The sequence below is a fragment of the Herbiconiux sp. 11R-BC genome (assembly GCF_049472555.1).
Classification (GTDB): domain Bacteria; phylum Actinomycetota; class Actinomycetes; order Actinomycetales; family Microbacteriaceae; genus Herbiconiux.
The window spans coordinates 346,079-364,366 of sequence record NZ_JBCEBO010000003.1; the positions used below are offsets into that span (position 1 = coordinate 346,079).

Genomic DNA, 18,288 nt, shown 5'->3' on the forward strand with positions numbered 1-18,288 from the left:
ACAGATGGGGGGGNCGGATGGGTCGGCGACGGATGCGCGGGGCCGGGCCCGCGGCATCCGCTCGCGTGATCAGCTGGCGGAGAAGTCGTACCACTTGCCGACGACGCGCTTGCCGAGCCAGCCGAAGACGACGAAGATCAGCACGCCGAACAGCGAGGCCGTGATGATGGCGGCGAAGAGCTCGGCCGACTGCACCCGGGACTGGTAGTTCGAGATGAGGGAGCCCAGGCCCGGCTCGCCGCGGCGGAAGAAGTAGTCCCCGACGATGGCGCCGACCACGGCGAGGCCGGCCGAGATGCGCATGCCGGCGAAGATCGCCGGGAGCGCCGCGGGGAACTCGAGCTTGGAGAGCACGGTCCAGCGGCCCGCCTTCTGGAGCTGGAAGAGCTCCCGCTGGCCCTTGTCGACGGATTGCAGGCCGAAGAGCGTGTTCGACACCATCGGGAACAGGGCGATCATGACGCAGACGATGATGCGGGCCGGGTAGTCGAAGCCGAACCAGAAGCCGATCAGCGGCACGAGGGCGAGGATCGGGATGCACTGGAGGATGACGGCGTAGGGGAAGGTCGAACGCTCGATCCAGCGCGCCTGGCTCATCGCGACGGCCCAGCCGACGCCGAGGACGATGGCGATGGCCAGACCGACGAGCGCGACGATCGCGGTGCGGCCGAGGGCGACCATGATGTCGCCGAACACGGTCGGATCGAAGAAGGCCTGCGTGAAGACCTCGTGGGGCGGCGGGAGGAGGAAGCGGCGCGAGGCATCCAGCACGACGTAGCTCACGAAGTACCAGATGGCGATGATGCCCAGGGCGACGAGCACCGGGGGAACCCAGGTGGGGGTCTTGGTGCGCGATTTGGTGATGGTCGCCGGCCGCATCATCGTGCGGTTCTTCGGGGGAGCGGGAGGTGTGGTGGTCATCAGTGGTGTCCCTCTCGGAGTGCGTGCGAGACCTTGCCGCAGAGTTCGGCGAACTCGGCGGTGAACCGGATCTCCGGGTCGCGCGGGAAGGGGAACTCGACGGGGAAGGTGTCGACGATCTTGCCGGGGCGGCCGGACATGACGACGACCTTGGTGGAGAGGTAGACCGCCTCCGACACGGAGTGCGTGATGAACAGCCCGGCGAACTGCTGCTCGGTGAAGAGCTTGATCAGCTCGTCGTTGAGGCGTTCGCGGGTGATCTCGTCGAGGGCGCCGAACGGCTCGTCGAAGAGGAAGAGCTCGGGGTCGAGGGTGAGCGAGCGGGCGAGGCTCGTGCGCATCTTCATGCCGCCGGAGAGGGTCTTCGGCAGGTGCTTCTCGAAACCGGTGAGGCCCACGAGGTCGATGGCCTCCTTGGCCGTGGCCGCGCGCTCCTTCTTGGGCTTGCCGTTGAGCTCGGCGAGCAGTTCCACGTTCGACTGCACGTCGCGCCAGGGCAGGAGCGTCGCATCCTGGAAGACGTAGCCGATGCGGCTCGTGTCGACCTCGGTGACACCCTCGGTGGCCGGGGTGAGACCGGAGGCGATGCGCAGCAGCGTGGACTTTCCGCAACCGGAGGGGCCGACGACCGTGACGAACTCGCCGCGGTTGACGGTCAGGTTCACGCCGGAGAGGGCGGTGGTGCCGTTCGGAAACGTCATGGCGACGTCTTCGAAGTGCAGGAGTTGCTGGGTCATCGTCGTGGGGGCGACGGGGGGAGTGGCGATGGACATGGAGCTTCTCACCTCGTTTCGAGAATTGATGCGGTGGGTGATGGGGTGGGGAGGGGCAGGTTCTGGTTCTGGGGCGCCGCGGCCGGAACCGCGACGTGGCGGGTGACCTCGCTGTGGGCCACGAGCCGGCCGGCGTGGATCACGTAGCGGTCGGCCGAGGCGTTCGCCACGACGTCGGAGAGGTTGACGCCGCGCACGGCGAGCAGTTCGGCGCGGGCGCCCACGACCGGACCGGCGGCGGGCAGGCTCATCACCGAGCGGGCCCCCGTGCTCACGGCGGCGTAGGCCTCGTCGAGCGTGAGGTGCCCGGCGGTGACGAGCAGAGAGGCGGTCTCGAGCGCGTCGCTGCGGCCAACCGGGTTGAAGGGGTCGCGCACGTTGTCTGCGCCGGCGCCGAGGCGCACTCCGGCGTCGAGCAGGGCGCGCACGGCGGTGAGACCGCGCGGCGTGGAGACCGGATGCTCCCAGCCCTGCAGATAGAGGTTCGTGATCGGCAGGGTGACGATTCCTACGTCGCTCCGCACGATCTCGGCCACGATCTCGTCGAGCTCCTCGGGCTCGAGGGTGCCCAGCCGCACGCAGTGCCCGGCGGTCACGGGCTGCGTGGCGGGCCAGTCGCGCACGACCTCGGTGAGCGTGCGCATCGTGACGGGGCCGTGGAGGCTCTCGTCGGTGTGCATGTCGACGCCGATGCCGCGGGCTGCGGCGATCGCGAGCAGGCGGCGGAGGTCGCCGTCCGGGTCGTCGGCGAGGTGCGGGGCGCCACCCACGAGATCGACTCCGAGGTCGATGGCCTCGTGCACGAGCGCATCCGGAGCGGTCGGGCCGGCGAGGGCCACGAGCTCGAGGTCGAGCAGACCGGCGAGCTCCTGCCGCACCTGCACGAGGGCGCGCACTCCGCGCATCGGGTCGTCGCCGTGCAGGATGTCGACGTGGCAGCGGATGGCCGTGGTGCCGTTCGAGAGCATCGCGAGAGCCTGCTGGCGGGCCCGGTCGGCGATCGACGCGGTGGTCATCTCGGCCGAGTAGGCCTTCCACGACTCGATGGCGAGCACGAGATCGCCCATCGGCGGGTCGATGAGGTCCCAGGAGAGGGCCTTGTCGAGGTGCGCGTGCGGCTCGGCCGGGGCGGGGAGCACGAGGAAGCCGTCGAGGTTGAGCACGGAGTCGGCGGCGGCGCCGGCTGCCGGGGCGCTGGCGGCAACGGCGGCGCGCGGGGTGCCGAGGGTGCCGGCCGGAACCACCGCGGTGACGGTGTCGCCGGTGATCTCGATGTCGACCTTCGTGCCACAGGCGAGCGTCGCATCCGTGAGTCTGGTCAGCTGTCGGGGAAGCACGGTCATCGAGTCGTTCTCCCCGCTGATTGGTGGGCCTCGTGGCCCGGTGGATGATCATCTCGGCGCTGGGGTGATCGGTGCATGGATGTTGATGGGTTCAACATGGGCCACGCTACGGTCGCCGCGTTTCCGACACGTAACGCAAAGATTTCCCCGTGTAAATTGCGGCGGGCGCCGATTTCGCGGCGGATGCGATTCGTGGTTACTGTCTCTGTGAACCCGTTCCCCGACCCCGCTCCGAAAGGGGTGCGTCATCACATCCGGAAGCGTCGCCCTCGACGAGCAGACCGAGCGCCTCGGCGCCCGCATCCGCTCGTTCCGTCAGGCGCGCGGGCTCACCCTGGTGGAGCTGGCGCGGCTCGCGCAACTCTCGCATCCGTTCCTCAGCCAGCTCGAGCGCGGGCAGGCGCGACCCTCGATGGTGTCGCTCGAGCGCATCGCCCGGGCGCTCGGCTCGAGCCAGATCGAGCTCATCGCCGCCGCGACCGACGACTTGGTGCCGGGTGAGAGCACGGCGCGCGTCTCGGTCGTGCGCAAGATCGAGGGCCCGCAGGGGCCGTTCGGCGGCGGCGAGGCGCGCATCCTGGTGCACGGCGACGCGCCCTTCATCCCGATGGACTTCCGGGGTTCCAACACCTCGCCGGGCGATTTCTACCGTCACGACGAAGCCGAGTTCTTGCACGTCGTGAGCGGTGTCGTGGTCGTCGACCTGGCCGAGGAAGGGCAGTTCGAGCTCGCGGCCGGCGACTCGGTGCACTACGCCGGCGGCACCCTGCATCGCTGGTGCTCGCCGCGGGGCGAGGAGTACCACCTGTTCATCGTGAAAGAGCGGAGGAGCGGCGCATGAGCGGCGTGACCCTGACCGAGATCGACGCGGTCGTGACCTCTGCGCGGGCGGTGGCGACGGACGTCGTGCTGCTCGAACTGCGCGCGGCCGACGGTTCGCTGCTCCCGCCGTGGGAGCCCGGCGCGCACCTCGACGTGGTGGTGCAGCCCGGCGTGGAGCGCCAGTACTCGCTCTGCGGCGACCCGTCCGACCTCACCCGCTACGAGGTGGCGGTGCTGCGGGAGCCCGACGGCCGCGGCGGTTCGGAGCACATCCACGCCCACGTGGAGGTGGGCTCGGCCCTGCGGGTGCGCGGGCCGCTGAACCACTTCGCGCTCTCGGTGGCGCCGCCCGGAACCCCGCTCGCGCCCTCGTACGTCTTCGTGGCCGGCGGCATCGGCATCACGCCGATTCTGCCGATGATCGCCGCGGTCGAGGCGGCGGGCCAACCCTGGGAGCTGCATTACGCGGGCAGGTCGCTCGAGCGCATGCCGTTCGTCGACGAGCTCGTCGGCCAGTACGGATCGCGCGTCTCGGTGTACGTGCCCGAGTCGGGGAGGCGGCTCGACCTCTCGTCGCTCTCGGGCGGCTCGATCTCGCGGCCCGTCGCGGTCTACTGCTGCGGGCCGGCCCGGATGCTGACCGAGCTCGAAGAGGTGGCCGCCGCCGCGGGATGGCCTTCCGGCACGCTGCATCTCGAGCGCTTCGAGGCGCGCGAGGTCGCCGAACCGGTGCGGCACGAGTCGTTCGAGGTCGAGCTCGAGCTCTCGGGACTGACGCTCGAGGTGCCGCCCGACCGCAGCATCCTCGACGTCGTGGAGGAGGCGGGCGTGCTCGTGCTCTCCTCGTGCCGCGAAGGCACCTGCGGCACCTGCGAGACCCCGGTGGTGTCGGGCGAGGTCGACCACCGCGACTCGGTGCTCACCCCCGACGAGCAGGAGGCGAACGAGGTCATGATGATCTGCGTCTCCCGCGCCGCCTGCCCTCGCCTGGTGCTCGAGCTCTAGCCCCTGCCTCCTCTGCCCCCGCCGCTGCCTCCCGCCGCCCCGCCTCCCCCTCCCCCCCGTCCTCCCAAAAACCCTCCGGTGCTCCCAAAAACAAGGAGCCGAGGGACGACTCGCCGATATGAGGTGGCTGAGTCGCGGCGTGTCGGCCGAGTTCTCCTTGTTTTTGGGAGGGGCGGGCAGGGTGCTCAGAGGGCGGGATGCCCGGCGGGGGACGGGTCAGGATGCCCGGCGGGGGACGGGTCAGGATGCCCGGCGGGAGGCCAGCAGGGTCGTGAGGGCGGCGGCCAGGGCGCGCTGGTCGTGGTCGACGAGCTCGTAGTCGCGCACCACGACGCGGCCGGCCACGACCACGTGCTTGGGGCGCCGGCCGGGGGAGCCCCAGAGCAGCCCGGCCACCGGGTCGGCGACGCCGGCGTCGGCGACGCCCGAGACGTCCCACACGCAGAGGTCGGCGGCGGCGCCCACGCGCAGGTGCCCGAGCTCCGGGCGGCCGAGACCGGCGGCCGAGCCCTCCGTGGCCATCGACAGGATGCTCCGGGCGTCGATCGGCGGACCGGCGAGCGGAGCCACCTGCATGGCGAGTCGTGCATCCGCGAGCAGGTGCCCGGCGTCGTTGCTGCCGCCGCCGCTCGTGCCGAGCCCGACTGGGATCCCCGCTGCGCGCAGTGCGGCGACCGGGGCGATGCCCCAGCCCATCGGCAGGTCGCAGCCCGGCGCGTGCGTGGCGGTGACGCCGCGCTCGGCGAGCAGCGCGATCTCCTCGTCGGTGACCGCGCAGAGGTGGGCGAGGGTGACGTCGTCGTCGAGCCAGCCCCACTCCTCGAGCAGCCGGATGGGCCGCTTGCCGTACTTCTCGAGCGCGATGGCCACGTCGACCTGCTCGTTCGCCTGGGTGCGTCGGCGCAGGCCGCGCCGCGCGGCCACCTCGCCGAGCAGCCGGAAGGTGGCCTCGCTGTCGCTGTGCACGCCGGCGGGGCCGACCGCGAGCTGCAGCAGGCCGTCGTCGGTGATGCCGCCCCGGGCATCCGGAACCAGCGCCTCGGCGATCGCGTCGGCCGAGGCCGCGGCCTCCTCGGGGTCGTCGCGCGCCGAGCCGCGCACGAAGGCCAGGCGGCCGCCGAGCTCGCGGGCGGCCGCGGCGGTCGCGCGCGCGATGCCCACGCTGTCGCTGCCCGCGGGCCAGGTGAGGTGGTGGTCGGCGACGGTGGTGACGCCGTTGAGGAGCCCCTCGGCCACACCGACCAAGGCCGAGGCGTGCGCCAGTTCGGGATCGATGCCGATCTCGGCATACGCGGCCGCCATCGTGGGCAGCCACACGTGCATCGGCACACCGCGAGTGCCGGGCAGGGTGCGGAAGGCGCTCTGCAGCAGGTGGTGGTGGGCGTTCACGAGGCCGGGCGTGACGACGCAGCCGGAGGCGTCGAGTCGCTCGACGGGCTCGCCGCCGGCCAGCGCTGCGGCCTCGGACGCCGAGACCCCGGGGCCGCTGCGCACGGTGCTGCCGAGCAGGAGCGAGCCCGGTGCTTCGGTGCCGGTGCCGCTGCCGTCGGCGCGGGGCGCGGCATCCGTCTCGGCGTCGGAGGAGGCGGCGATCACGATGTGCACGGCGTCGTCGATGAGGAGCATGCAGAATGTCTAACACGATCATGTGTCAGGCTGATGACGGCCCCGATCGCGTGCCCGACGCGATCCGAATGACGGAAAGGCCGGTGGACGGATGCTCGAACTGGCGGAATCGCTGCTCGCCGCCCTCGACTCCGGCCGGCGCCTCGCGGTGGCCACGGTGATCGGCGTCGACGGCAGTGCGCCGCGTGCGCTCGGCACCTCGATGGCCGTGGATGCCGACGGTCGCGTGATCGGGAGCATCTCCGGCGGCTGCGTTGAGGGCGCCGTCTACGACGCCTGCAACCGGGTGCTCGAGACGGGCGCGCCCGAGGTGTGCGAGTTCGGCTTCAGCGACGACGACGCCTTCGCGGTGGGGCTCGCTTGCGGGGGCCGGCTGCGCGTGTTCGTGCAGGAGCTCGGGCTCCCGGATGCGCGCAATGCGCTCCCGGCGAGCGTGCGGGGCGAGCTCGAGAGGGCTCGCGACGGGCGTGCGGCCGGGCTGGCTCTCGTGCTCGACGGTGAGGGTGCCGGCACCGGCCGCACGGGCGCCGATGGTGCCGCGGGCGTGCGGGTGCGCGTCGACGGGCCGGACGGTGGTCGCAGCGACGACTCGCGCGACCGCCGGTCGGGTGTTGCTGCGTCGGAGGACCGCCGGTCGGGTGTTGCTGCGTCGGACGACCGCCGGTCGGATGTTGCCGCGTCGGACGACCGCGGGTCGGGTCTTGCCGCGTCGGACGACCGCCGGTCGGGTGTTGCCGCGTCGGACGACGCGGAGTCTGCCGGCGATGGCGTGGTCATGCTCGCCGCGCACACCACCGCCGAAGAAAACGCGGTCGCGACCGCTTTCTCGGGCCGCGGGAGCGGGACCGGCCGGCTCGGCGCATCCGTTCGCCATCGTGTGACGGCGGAGCTCGTGGCGGGCATCCACTCGGGTCGCTCGGTGCGCCGCCGGGTCGACTGCGAGGGCGAGTCGGTCGAGGTCGTGTTGCTCGTGAGCGCTCCGCCGCCGCGCCTGATCGTGTTCGGCGCGGTCGACTTCTCGGTGGCCCTCTCGAATGCCGCCCGCCTGCTCGGCTACCGGGTCACGGTCTGCGACGCGCGGCCGGTGTTCGCCACGCCCGAGCGCTTTCCGGGTGCCGAGGTCGTCAACCAGTGGCCTTCGGACTACCTGCTCGAGACCGAGGTCGACGAGCGCACAGTGCTGTGCATCCTCACCCACGACGACAAGTTCGACGTGCCGCTGATCGAGGCGGCGCTGTCGCTGCCCGTGGCCTACGTGGGGGCGATGGGATCGCGCAAGACCCACGAGCGGCGTCTCGCGGCGCTGCGTGATCGCGGGATCCCCGAGGAGGCGCTCGCCTCGCTGCACTCGCCGATCGGGCTCGATCTCGGGGCTAGCAGCCCCGAAGAGACGGCCGTGTCGATTCTCGCCGAGGTGCTCGCCGAGCGCAGCGGATCCACGGGAGCCCCACTGCGGACGACCCGCGGAGCGATCCATCGCGACGTCGTCGCGACGCGGCCAGGAGGCGCGGAATGAGCGCGGTCTCCCGCACGATCATCGAGAATGCGTATGTCGCCACCGTGGACATAGCCGGAACGGAATATGACGGCGGGCACGTCGTCATCGACGGCGCCGAGATCGTGGCAGTGGGGCCGGGCGCTGCACCGCGATGGGCGCTCGACGGCCTGGGGGCACCGGGCAGGGCGCGCGGCGGTGCCGCGGTGCGCGGCGCGGCCGACGCACCGGGCACGGGCGCGGTCGGCGTCTCGGGGGAGCCGCGCGGCGGTGCGGGCATGACCGACGTGCGCGGCGCATCCGGAATCGCGGTGACCCGGGTCGACGGCACCGGCCACCTGCTCACGCCGGGCCTCATCAACACCCATCACCACCTCTATCAGTGGCTCACCCGCGGAATCGCGCAGGACGCCATCCTGTTCGACTGGCTCACCGCGCTCTACCCCACCTGGTCGAAGATCACGGCCGACACCGTGCGCGCCGGCGCCCTCGGCGGCATGGCCGTCGGGGCGCTCTCGGGGTGCACCACCATGGGCGACCACCATTACGTGTTCCCGCGGGGTTCGGGCGACATCCTGGGCGGCATCGTCGAAGCCGCCTCGACGCTCGGCGTGCGGCTGCACGGCACCCGCGGGTCGATGGACTTCGGCGCCTCGCAGGGCGGCCTCCCGCCCGATTTCGCCGTCGAGACCACGGCCGACGCACTGCAGGCGAGCGCGGATGCCGTGGCCCGCTACCACGACCCCTCCCGCGAGGCGATGGTGAAGATCGCGATCGCCCCCTGTTCGCCCTTCTCGGTGACCGCCGACCTGCTCCGCGAGGCGGCCGTGCTCGCCCGCTCGCTCGACGTGCGGCTGCACACCCACGGTTCCGAGACCGTGGAGGAGGATGCCTACTGCCTCGAGCGCTTCGGCCGCACGCCCACGCAGTACCTCGACGATCTGGGCTGGCTCGGTTCCGACGTCTGGATGGCGCACTGCGTTCACCTCGACGACGCGGCGATCACCCGCTTCGCCGAGACCGGCACGGGGGTCGCCCACTGCCCGTCGTCGAACGCGCGGCTCGCCGCCGGAATCGCGCCCGTTCCCCAGCTGCTCGCCGCCGGAGTGCCGGTGGGGCTCGGGGTCGACGGCTCGGCGTCGAACGAGTCGGGTGAGCTCGGCACGGAGATCCGGATGTCGGTGCTCGTCAACCGCCTGCGCGGCGGCGCCTCGGCGATGAGCGGACGCGACGGCCTCTACGTGGCCACGATGGGTGGCGCGCGCGTGCTGGGCCGTGACCGCGAGCTCGGCTCGATCGAGGTGGGCAAGCTGGCCGACCTCGCCCTCTGGAAGGTCGACGGTGTGCAGCACGCCGGCATCGTCGACCCGGTGGCGGCCCTCACCCTCGGTGCTCAGCCGCCGCTCTCGCTGCTGCTCGTGAACGGACGCGCCGTGGTGCGCGACGGCGCACTCACGGGCGCCGACGCCGGCACGGTCGCGCGCGAGGTCTCCGCCGCCGTGCGCACCCTGCTCGACGCCTGACCCCCGCCCGGTCGCCGGCGCCGCACATCCCGCCGCTCGGTCGCCCGCGCCGCACATCCCGCCGCTCGCATCCCGCACCCGCGGTCGCCGGTGTGCCGCACATCCCGACCGCGCCCCGCACCCGCGGCCGCCCGCGTGCCGCACACCGCCCCGCCCGCATCCGCACCCCCGGCGCGAATCGCGTGGTGCGCGGATGCCCGCTCAGAGGCCGAGCAGCAGGGAGGCCGCGATGGCGACCATGATGAGGGCGATCACTCCGTCTAGCACCCGCCAGGCCACGGGCCGCGCGAACACCGGCTGCAGCAGGCGCGCGCCGTAGCCCAGCGCGGTGAACCAGAGTACGCTGCCGATCGCGGCGCCGAGTCCGAACATCCAGCGTGCGTCGCCGTGGGTGTTCGCCACCGAGCCCAGCAGCACCACCGTGTCGAGATACACGTGCGGGTTCAGCCAGGTGAGGGCGAGACAGGTCGTGACCGTGGCGAGCAGACCCGCGGATGCGCGGGGTGACGAGGCCGCATCGAGCCGGGCCGGGCGCAGTGCCCGCCGCGCCGCCAGGATGCCGTAGACGACGAGAAATGCCGCCCCGCCGATGCGCGCGACCGTCATCAGTACCGGCGCCTGCTGCAGCGCGAGTCCGACGCCGCTGATGCCGAGGGCGATCAGCACCGCGTCGGAGAGCGCGCAGATGGCGACGACCGCGCCGACATGGCGGCGGAGGAGGCCCTGGCGCAGCACGAAGGCGTTCTGAGCGCCGATCGCGACGATGAGCGAGAGCCCGAAGCCGAGCCCGGCGAACAGGGCGAGGGGGTCGACGGCTGGGGGCACCCTTCGACCGTAGGGTCGACCGCTTCACGACGCCAGCTAATGATTCTGTCGCAACATTAGAATTGCTTCATGAGTTTGGACCTCGATCTCGCCCAGCTGGCCGCTTTGAGGGCCGCCGTCAGCGAAGGCACCTTCGAGGCCGCCGCCCGCTCGCTCCACATCACGCCCTCGGCGATCAGCCAGCGCATCAAGGCGCTCGAGGCGACGGTGGGCCGGGTGCTGCTCCAGCGCAGCAGGCCGGTGGTGCCCACCGAATCCGGCCGGGCGCTGCTCTCGCTGGCGCATCAGATCGAGGTGCTCTCGGCCGACCTGGTGCACACCCTGAACCTCGAGTCCGGCGACGATCCCGCCGCAGACCCGGCATCGCCGCTCCGGCCGGCCCACCGCATCCCGATGCCGCTCGCCGTCAACGCGGATTCGCTCGCCACCTGGATCCTCCCCGCCCTCTCGCGGCTCGGCGACCGGATCGCGTTCGAGCTCCATCGCGAAGACCAGGCGCACACCACCTCGCTCCTCCGGGAGGGAACGGTGATGGCCGCCATCACGGGCGAGGCCGCCCCGGTTCAGGGATGCTCGTCGACCCTGCTCGGCGCCATGCGCTACCGCGCCGTGGCGACGCGGGACTTCGTGGCGGACTGGTTTCCCGACGGCGTCACCGCCGAGGCCCTGGGCCGGGCGCCCGTCGTGGTGTTCGATCGCCGTGACGACCTCCAGGATGCGTTCCTGCGCGGGAAGGGCGCCTCGCCGGGTGCTGCCCGCCACTTCGTGCCGTCGTCGAGCGACTTCGTGAGTGCCGTGCGACTCGGTTTCGGCTGGGGCATGGTGCCCGACCTGCAACGCGACGGCGCACCCGAGCTCGTGGAGCTCGGCCCCGACGGCATCATCGACGTTCCGCTCTATTGGCAGCAGTGGCAGCTGCGCACGCCCTCGCTCGAACTCGTCGCGGCCGCCCTGAAGCACGCCGCCGCGGACTCGCTGCGCTAGATTCCAGGCTCGCCGCAGCCGCAGCCGCAGCCGGAGCCGCAGCCGCCGGGGCATCCGTGGCGGCGGTCGCACTCCTCCCCGCACCCGATCGGCGCCCGCAGGCAGCGCCGGGCCGCGCCGCCGATCCCTCGGCACCCCTGCCCACGCTCAGGCGTTGAGCATCCGCCACACCCGGTCACGCGAGAGCGGCAGTTCGTGCGGCCGCGTGCCCGTCGCGTCGCGCACCGCGTTCGCCAGTGCTGCCGCAACCGGGTTGTAGGGCGCCTCGCTCATCGACTTGGCGCCGAACGGCCCCACCTCGTCGTCGGTGGTGGCGAAGTACACCTCGGTCTCGGGGATGTCGGCGAGCTGCGGGAGGTGGTAGCTGCGGAAGACCCCGGTGGTCACCGTGCCCTCGCGGAGGATGACCTCCTCGTAGAGCGACGAGCCGATGGCCTGCGCCACGCCGCCCTCGATCTGCCCGCGCAACTGCTGCGGGTTGAGGACGAAGCCCGGGTCGGCGGTCTGCACCGATTGCAGGATGCGCACCTCGCCCGTGTCGCGGCTCACGGCCACCCGGAAGGCGTGCACGTTGAAGGCCAGCGAACGCTTCGCACCGTCTTCGCTGCCGTGCTCGGTGATCGATCCGCCCGCGGCTGCCGCGATCTCGGCGAGGGTCACGAACCTCTCACCGATCCGCACTCCGTCGGGCTCGAGCACCGCGCCGGCGAGGCCGGCGTCGGTCGTGCCCGTCATCACCGCGGCCTGCTGCAGGATGGCCGCCTTGAGCCGCGTGGCCGCGGAGTAGAGCGCCTTGCCGGCCACCACGCTGCCCGCGGAGCCGAACGCGCCGGTGTCGTACTTGGCGGCATCCGTGTCTGACTGGCGGATGCGGATGCGCTCGGGCGCGGTGCCCAGCACGCTCGAGGCGATCTGGGTGTGCACCGTGGTGGTGCCGTTGCCGAACTCGGAGGTGCCGACGCCGGCCAGGTAGCCGCCGTCGCTCTCCAGGGAGGCGGAGGCCTGCGAGAAGTGCCCTCGCGGGGGCATCGTGGCGATCATCGTCGATGCCATCCCGACCCCCACCGACCACTCGGGCCCCACGGGCGCCGAGACGCCGTTGCCGCGCTCGAGCGCCGCCTGCGTCAGGTCGAGGCACTGGTCGAGCCCGTAGCTGCCGCCGAAGCCGATGTCGTCGCCCTCGACGTGGCTCGCCACGAGTGGTTCGCCGGGACGCACGGCGTTGATGCGCCGCAGTTCGAAGGGGTCGATGCCGAGTTCGACGGCCAGCTCGTCCATCGCCGACTCGATGCCGAACACCACCTGGCCGAGCCCGTAGCCGCGGAACGCCCCCGACGGGATGTTGTTGGTGTACACCACCTCGGCGTCGATCTTCTTGTTCGGCACCGTGTAGAGGCTGACCGTCTCGCCCACGCTGTGGTACATCACGCCGGGGCCGTGGTTGCCGTAGGCGCCCGTGTCGCTCAGCACGTCGACCGCCAGCGCGGTGAGCCTGCCGTCGCGGGTGGCGCCGAGCTGCACCGAGACGCGCATCGGATGCCGGCACGGCGCCATGGTGAACTCGTCGGTGCGGGTGAACTCGAACTGCACGGGCCGCCCGGTCTTCAGTACCGCGAGGGTCACGACGTCTTCGGTGAGGATCTCCTGCTTGCCGCCGAAGCCGCCGCCCACGCGGGCGGTGAACACGCGCACCTTCTCGGGGTCGAGACCGAAGATGTGGCTGATCTCGTCGCGCACCAGGAACGGCACCTGCGTGCTGGTGCGGAGCACCAGACGCCCGTCGTCGTCGACCCACCCGATGGTGGCGTGCGTCTCGAGCGCCGCGTGCGACACGCGGTGGGTCTGCCAGGTGCCGGAGACCTGCACCTCGGCGGCCTCGAGGCCTGCCTCGATCGATCCGATCTCGCTGTGCACGGCGGCGATGACGTTGCGGTGCGGCTCCATCACCCGCGAGATCGCGGGGTCGAGGTCTCCGTGCAGCAGGGGCGCTCCGGGGCTGCGGGCCTCCTCGGGATCGAAGACGGCCGGCAGCAGCTCGTACTCCACCTCGATGAGCCGGCACGCGGCTTCCGCGATGGCGATCGAGTCGGCCACCACGGCGGCGATGCGCTGCCCGCGGTAGCGCACCACGGTGTCGAACACCCGCGTGTCGTCGGGGTCGTCGGTGCGGTGCTCGTGGCGCGCGGTGGAGTAGAGGGTCTCGGGGGAGTCGGCGGCGGTGAGCACGGCGTGCACGCCCGGCAACGCCTCGGCCGCCGTCGTGTCCATCGACAGGATGCGCGCATGCGCGTGCGGGCTCTGCAGCAGTTTGAGGTGTGTGACGCCCGGCACGGCGACGTCGAGCGTGTAGGGCTCGCGGCCCGTCACGACCCGGCGGCTCGCCGGAGCCGGAACCGAGGTGCCGACCGTGAGCTCGCCCTCGACGTTGGCCTCGCGCCGCGCCCGCCCGGTGCGCCGCACCACACCGGCCACCGGTGCCGGAGCGTGGGCTGCGTGGGCCGCTTGGGCCTGGGGGTGAGACCCGGTGTGGCCACCGGCCTCGCCGGCCTCGCTCGCCGCACCGGCCTCGCCGTCGTCGTGCGCGTGCCCCGTGCAGAGGCCGCCGCACCCCGCACCGTCGCCCGCATCCGTCTCGCCCGCCGCCGCCGTCACCCCTGCGCGGATCGACTCCTCGATCGCCCGGTAGCCGGTGCAGCGGCAGAGATTGCCCTTGAGCAGACGCGGCAGCTCGTCGAGCTGCTCGGGCCGCAGGGTCGTGGCCGTCACCACCATGCCCGCGGTGCAGAAGCCGCACTGGAAGCCGGCGTGCTCGACGAAGCTCTGCTGCACGGCACTGAGGTCGTCGGGCTCGCCGAGACCCGCCACCGTCGTGACGATCTTGTTCTCGGCGCGGTAAGCCGGGTAGACACAAGAATGCACGGGTGTGCCGTCGACGATCACGGAGCAGGCCCCGCAGTCGCCCGAGTCGCAGCCCTTCTTGACCTCGAAATGCCCCTGATCGCGCACGAAGGTGCGCAGGCACTGGCCTGCCGCGGGCTCGCCCTCGAGCTGTTCGCCGTTCAGGATGAACTTCATCGTGCGGCCTCCGCTCCGGCCGGCGCGGCCAGCTCGACAAGGATCTCGCGGGCGAGCAGCGACGACACCGCCCGGCGCCAGTCGGCCGCCCCGTGCGGATCGGTGAACCAGGTCTCGATGCGCTCGACGTCGGCACCGAGGCTTGCGGCATCCGGCAGCGACGCATAGTGCAGCTGCTCCGGGTGAACGGTGGCGCCCGACACCGTGAGGGTGAACGCACCGTCGGCGTCGAGTCGCCCCACGATCACGGCGCCCGAGCGCCCGAGCGGCGAGAGCGCGATCTTGCGATAGCCGGTGCGCGCCTCGAGCGAGCTCCGGGGAACGTGCAGCGAACGCAGCACGTCGCCGGCGCGCAGCCGGTTGGTGCCGTTGCCCGTCACGAACGCGGCCACCGGGATGCGCTCGTCGCTTCCGTCGGCGCGCCACACCAGCGCTTCGGCATCGAGCGCAGAGAAGAGCGAGGTCATCGGCCCTGCCGGCAGCGACGCCGAGATGTTGCCGCCGACGGTGGCCACGTTCCAGACCTTGAACGAGCCGAGCAGGGCGGTGCAGCACTGGAAGAACAGCGGATGCGCGACCCAGCCCCGGTCGTCGGGCATCGCCGCGAGCTCGGCGAGAGTGCAGGTGGAGGCCACCTCGAGGCCGTCAGGCGTGACCGTGAGCGAGGGCCACTCGAAGGTCATCAGGTCGACGAGGCCGGTGAGGTGGTCTTGCGTCTCCGAGAACAGCCACGAGCCGCCGGCGAGCGGCGCGACGGTTGTTCCGAGGGCGATGAGGTCATCGCGATGACGTGCCGGGACGATGGTCGCGATGGTGTTGAGGTCCACGTGGTGCTCCGTTCGGGGATGGTGCTCCGTTCAGTACACATCAGCAATGTGTCTGGCATGTAACGCCCGGCCGAGTTGTGCACAACCTGGCCCCTGCCCCCGACTGTGGAGAAGTCATCCGCGATCACGGGCTCAGCCGAGCGACGCCACCCACTCCGAGCTGCCGTCGTCGAAGGACTGCTCCTTCCAGATCTGCACCCGCTTCTTGATCTCGTTGACGAGTTCCGAGCACGCGGCGAAGGCCGCCCCCCGATGGGCCGACGCCACCGCGCAGGCGAGCGCCACGTCGCCCACGACGAGATCGCCGGTGCGGTGCTCGACGGCGATCGTGACGGCCGGGTGCCGGGCGGCGATCTCGGCCGCGACCGCGCGCAGGGTCGCTTCGGCATCCGGATGCGCGGTGTAGCCGAGCGCCGTCACCCCGCGGCCCTCGTCGTGGTCGCGCACCACCCCCGCGAAGGTCACCACGGCTCCCGCGGAGGCGCTCTCGACCGCCGCCGCGCAGGACTCGACGGTGATCGGCGACGCGGAGATCCGCGCCCGCACGACCCGTGCATCCTCGATGTCAGTCGCCTCTGACATGGTCGCCTCCATGGATCTGATCGAGAAGATGGTCGAGCACCGGGCCGAGCACGGCGAGTCCGTCGCGCACGCCGCCCTGCGAGCCCGGCAGGTTCACCACGAGCGTGCGCCCGGCCACCCCCGCGAGCCCGCGCGAGAGCAGCGCGAGCGGGGTGTTCGCGGCGCCGACCCGCCTGATCTCCTCGGCGATGCCGGGGATCTCGAAGTCGAGCACCGCCCGGGTCTGCTCGGGCGTGCGGTCGGTGGGCGAGGCGCCGGTTCCGCCGGTCGTGACCACGAGGGCGGCGCCGGCCGCGACGGCCTCGCGGAGCCGGCCGCCCACGGGCTCGCCATCCGGAACCACCGCGATCTCGGCCGTCCAGCCGCGCTCGCCGAGCCAGGCGCGGATGACGGGCCCGGTCGTGTCGTCGTAGACACCGGCCGCCGCCCGGCTCGAGGCCACCAGTACCACGGCGGAGCGTGCGACGGCGGTCATCCGCGTGTCCACTCGCCGCTCGCGCCACCCGACTTCGAGAGCACCTCGAGGTCGGTGATGCGCGCGCCGCGGTCGACGGCCTTGATCATGTCGTACACGGTGAGAGCGGCGACGGAGGCCGCGGTCAGCGCCTCCATCTCCACCCCGGTCACGCCCGTGGTCTTCACGGTCGCGACGATGCGCACGCTCGTCTCGCCGGTGGTGAACTCGACGGTCACGCCCGAGATGGGCAGCGGGTGGCAGAGCGGGATGAGGGTGGAGGTCTGCTTCGCCGCGAGGATGCCGGCCACGCGGGCCACCGCGAGGGCCTCGCCCTTCGGCAGCTCGCCGGCCACCAGCAGGGCGATGACCTCGGGGCGGGTGTGCAGCACGGCCTGGGCCGAGGCCACCCGCTTCGTGATCGCCTTGTCGCTCACGTCCACCATGTGGGCGGCGCCGTCGGGCAGCACGTGGGTGAGTTCGGAGCCGTCAGCCATCGATCCTCCAGTAGTCGAGTTCGTCGCCGGCGGCCACCGCGCTGATGCCGAGGGGAACGTGCACGAGCGCGGTCGACTCCGCATAGGAGTGCAGCAGGTGGCTCGAGGGCCCGCCCACCAGTTCGAGCGTGCCGTCCGGGAGAACCCGCGCGCGGCGCAGCTGGTGGTGGGTCGCGGGCGAGTCGAACGGATGCGCGGCCCGCCCCCGGCGCTGCTCGCGCAACACGGTGGTGGCGCCCAGCGCCGCCAGCAGGGCCGGCCGCAGGAAGGCCTCGAAGGAGACGAGGGCGCTGACCGGGTTGCCGGGGAGGCACACCACCGGGAGCTCGTTGGCAGGGGTGCCGTCACGCTCGCCGCCGCCGATCCGGGCGAGACCGAACCCCTGGGGCCCGCCGGGCTGCATGGCGACCTTCATGAAGCTCACGCCGAGCGGCCCCAGCGCGTCGCGCACGACCTCGCGCGCCCCGGCGCTCACGCCGCCGACGGTCACCACGAGATCGGTGCCGGAGGCGTGATCGGCCAGCAGGCGCAGGAGGTCGTCGGCGTCGTCGGAGCGGCACGGAGCGGCCGTCACCGCGCATCCGATGCCCTGGAGGGCCGAGGTGAGGGCCACGGTGTTCGCGTCGAAGATCTGGCCGGGCGCGAGAGTCGAGCCGGGGTCGCGGATCTCGTGGCCGGTCGAGACGAGCAGCACGCGCGGGCGGCGGCGCACCGCCACCTCGGTGGCTCCTGTCCCGGCGATGACTCCGTAGTGCGCGGGGCCGAGCGTCGTTCCGGCGTGCAGCAGGGTCTGTCCGGCAGTGACGTCGCTGCCGGCGGCGCGCACGAAGGTGCCGGGAGCGACCGGGGCCGTGAAGGCGACCCGGTGTGCGGGCGCGGGTGCGTCGAGTGCCGGTGCCGCCCCGTCGGCGCCCGGGATGCCGCCGTTCGTGGCGGCCGCGAGTGCCGCCCCACCGGAGCCGGGGACGCCGCCGTCCGCGGGGGTTCCCGTGTATGCCAGGTCGCCTGTGCCGGTGCCCGCGTCGGCTAGGCCGCCGTCGCCCGTGCCCCCATCTGCCAGGTCGCTCCCGCCGGCGCCCAGGACGACGTCGTCGGTCGGGAACACCGGCGGGTCCGCCCGCTCGATCTGCACCACCGCATCCGCTCCCACCGGGATGGGCGCGCCCGTCATCACGGGCGTCGCCGTTCTGGGGCGATGCTGCGAGAACGGGTCGCCCGCGGCCACACGCCGGGCGACGGCGAGCGTCACCGGCCGGTCGGCGCTCGCCGAGGCCAGCTCGGCGGCGATGACGGCGTAGCCGTCCATCTGCGAGTTGTCGAAGGCCGGCAGGCTGCTCGGCGCGAGCACGTCGTGCGCGAGCACGCGGTGCTCGTACCCGTGCGGATCGGCCGTGAGCGCGGTGCCCGACACGGCGAGCGTCTCGGCCTCGAGCGGGCCGAGCGACCCGGTCACGAGAGCGGTGACCTCCTGGCGGTGATCCTCGATCGTGCGCATCCCCTCAGTCTGCCCTATGCGCTGTCCGCGCCACCCGGTGC

The 18,288-nt window shown here is 72.4% G+C and carries 16 protein-coding genes; 5 read left to right on the forward strand and 11 right to left on the reverse strand.

Annotated elements, in window-relative coordinates:
* Positions 1-69: 69 nt before the first annotated feature.
* The 3 genes from VD659_RS10190 to VD659_RS10200 are packed head-to-tail and all read right to left on the reverse strand — an operon-like array spanning position 70 to position 3,037.
* The gene (locus VD659_RS10190) at positions 70-921 is read right to left on the reverse strand and encodes an ABC transporter permease (RefSeq protein ID WP_423260976.1); all 852 of its coding nucleotides are present in this window, start codon (positions 919-921) and stop codon (positions 70-72) included.
* Positions 921-1,694, reverse strand: a complete 774-nt coding sequence (locus tag VD659_RS10195; RefSeq protein WP_423260977.1) for an ABC transporter ATP-binding protein — start codon at positions 1,692-1,694, stop codon at positions 921-923. The genes VD659_RS10190 and VD659_RS10195 overlap by 1 nt, the downstream gene beginning before the upstream one ends.
* 8 nt (positions 1,695-1,702) lie before the next feature.
* Entirely contained in the window at positions 1,703-3,037 is a 1,335-nt protein-coding gene (locus VD659_RS10200) for an amidohydrolase family protein (protein ID WP_423260978.1), read from the reverse strand.
* A gap of 247 nt (positions 3,038-3,284) precedes the next feature.
* Between VD659_RS10200 and VD659_RS10205 the strand changes: the two genes are divergently transcribed.
* Positions 3,285-3,878, forward strand: a complete 594-nt coding sequence (locus tag VD659_RS10205) for a helix-turn-helix domain-containing protein (protein ID WP_423261096.1) — start codon at positions 3,285-3,287, stop codon at positions 3,876-3,878.
* Entirely contained in the window at positions 3,875-4,864 is a 990-nt protein-coding gene (locus VD659_RS10210) for a PDR/VanB family oxidoreductase (protein ID WP_423260979.1), read from the forward strand. Before VD659_RS10205 ends, VD659_RS10210 begins: the two co-directional genes overlap by 4 nt.
* 240 nt (positions 4,865-5,104) lie before the next feature.
* Here VD659_RS10210 and VD659_RS10215 read toward each other — a convergent pair whose 3' ends face one another.
* Positions 5,105-6,490 (reverse strand): amidohydrolase family protein, encoded by a 1,386-nt coding sequence (locus VD659_RS10215; RefSeq protein WP_423260980.1) that lies wholly within the window; start codon positions 6,488-6,490, stop codon positions 5,105-5,107.
* A 91-nt stretch (positions 6,491-6,581) separates the two neighbouring features.
* On the opposite strand from VD659_RS10215, the gene VD659_RS10220 reads away from it, so the two are divergent.
* Both VD659_RS10220 and VD659_RS10225 read left to right on the forward strand, forming a co-directional pair.
* On the forward strand, positions 6,582-8,006 hold the full coding sequence (locus VD659_RS10220) for an XdhC family protein (protein WP_423260981.1): 1,425 nt from the start codon (positions 6,582-6,584) through the stop codon (positions 8,004-8,006).
* Entirely contained in the window at positions 8,003-9,508 is a 1,506-nt protein-coding gene (locus VD659_RS10225; RefSeq protein ID WP_423260982.1) for an 8-oxoguanine deaminase, read from the forward strand. The genes VD659_RS10220 and VD659_RS10225 overlap by 4 nt, the downstream gene beginning before the upstream one ends.
* A 201-nt stretch (positions 9,509-9,709) precedes the next feature.
* On the opposite strand, the gene VD659_RS10230 is transcribed toward VD659_RS10225, so the two are convergent.
* Complete coding sequence (locus tag VD659_RS10230; RefSeq protein WP_423260983.1) at positions 9,710-10,333, reverse strand: LysE/ArgO family amino acid transporter; 624 nt, start codon at positions 10,331-10,333, stop codon at positions 9,710-9,712.
* A gap of 69 nt (positions 10,334-10,402) precedes the next feature.
* Between VD659_RS10230 and VD659_RS10235 the strand changes: the two genes are divergently transcribed.
* A complete protein-coding gene (locus VD659_RS10235) occupies positions 10,403-11,317 on the forward strand; it encodes a LysR family transcriptional regulator ArgP (RefSeq protein WP_423260984.1) in 915 nt (304 codons plus the stop codon).
* A 147-nt stretch (positions 11,318-11,464) separates the two neighbouring features.
* Here the strand turns inward: VD659_RS10235 and VD659_RS10240 are convergent, their stop codons facing one another.
* The 6 genes from VD659_RS10240 to VD659_RS10265 all read right to left on the reverse strand — a co-directional run bounded on the left by VD659_RS10240 (position 11,465) and on the right by VD659_RS10265 (position 18,247).
* Positions 11,465-14,392 (reverse strand): molybdopterin-dependent oxidoreductase, encoded by a 2,928-nt coding sequence (locus VD659_RS10240; RefSeq protein WP_423260985.1) that lies wholly within the window; start codon positions 14,390-14,392, stop codon positions 11,465-11,467.
* Complete coding sequence (locus VD659_RS10245) at positions 14,389-15,219, reverse strand: FAD binding domain-containing protein (RefSeq protein WP_423260986.1); 831 nt, start codon at positions 15,217-15,219, stop codon at positions 14,389-14,391. Before VD659_RS10245 ends, VD659_RS10240 begins: the two co-directional genes overlap by 4 nt.
* A 132-nt stretch (positions 15,220-15,351) precedes the next feature.
* Entirely contained in the window at positions 15,352-15,801 is a 450-nt protein-coding gene (locus VD659_RS10250; RefSeq protein WP_423260987.1) for a molybdenum cofactor biosynthesis protein MoaE, read from the reverse strand.
* Entirely contained in the window at positions 15,785-16,276 is a 492-nt protein-coding gene (locus VD659_RS10255) for a MogA/MoaB family molybdenum cofactor biosynthesis protein (RefSeq protein WP_423260988.1), read from the reverse strand. The genes VD659_RS10250 and VD659_RS10255 overlap by 17 nt, the downstream gene beginning before the upstream one ends.
* The gene (gene moaC / locus VD659_RS10260) at positions 16,273-16,752 is read right to left on the reverse strand and encodes a cyclic pyranopterin monophosphate synthase MoaC (protein ID WP_423260989.1); all 480 of its coding nucleotides are present in this window, start codon (positions 16,750-16,752) and stop codon (positions 16,273-16,275) included. Before moaC ends, VD659_RS10255 begins: the two co-directional genes overlap by 4 nt.
* On the reverse strand, positions 16,745-18,247 hold the full coding sequence (locus VD659_RS10265) for a molybdopterin molybdotransferase MoeA (protein WP_423260990.1): 1,503 nt from the start codon (positions 18,245-18,247) through the stop codon (positions 16,745-16,747). Before VD659_RS10265 ends, moaC begins: the two co-directional genes overlap by 8 nt.
* Positions 18,248-18,288: the final 41 nt, after the last annotated feature.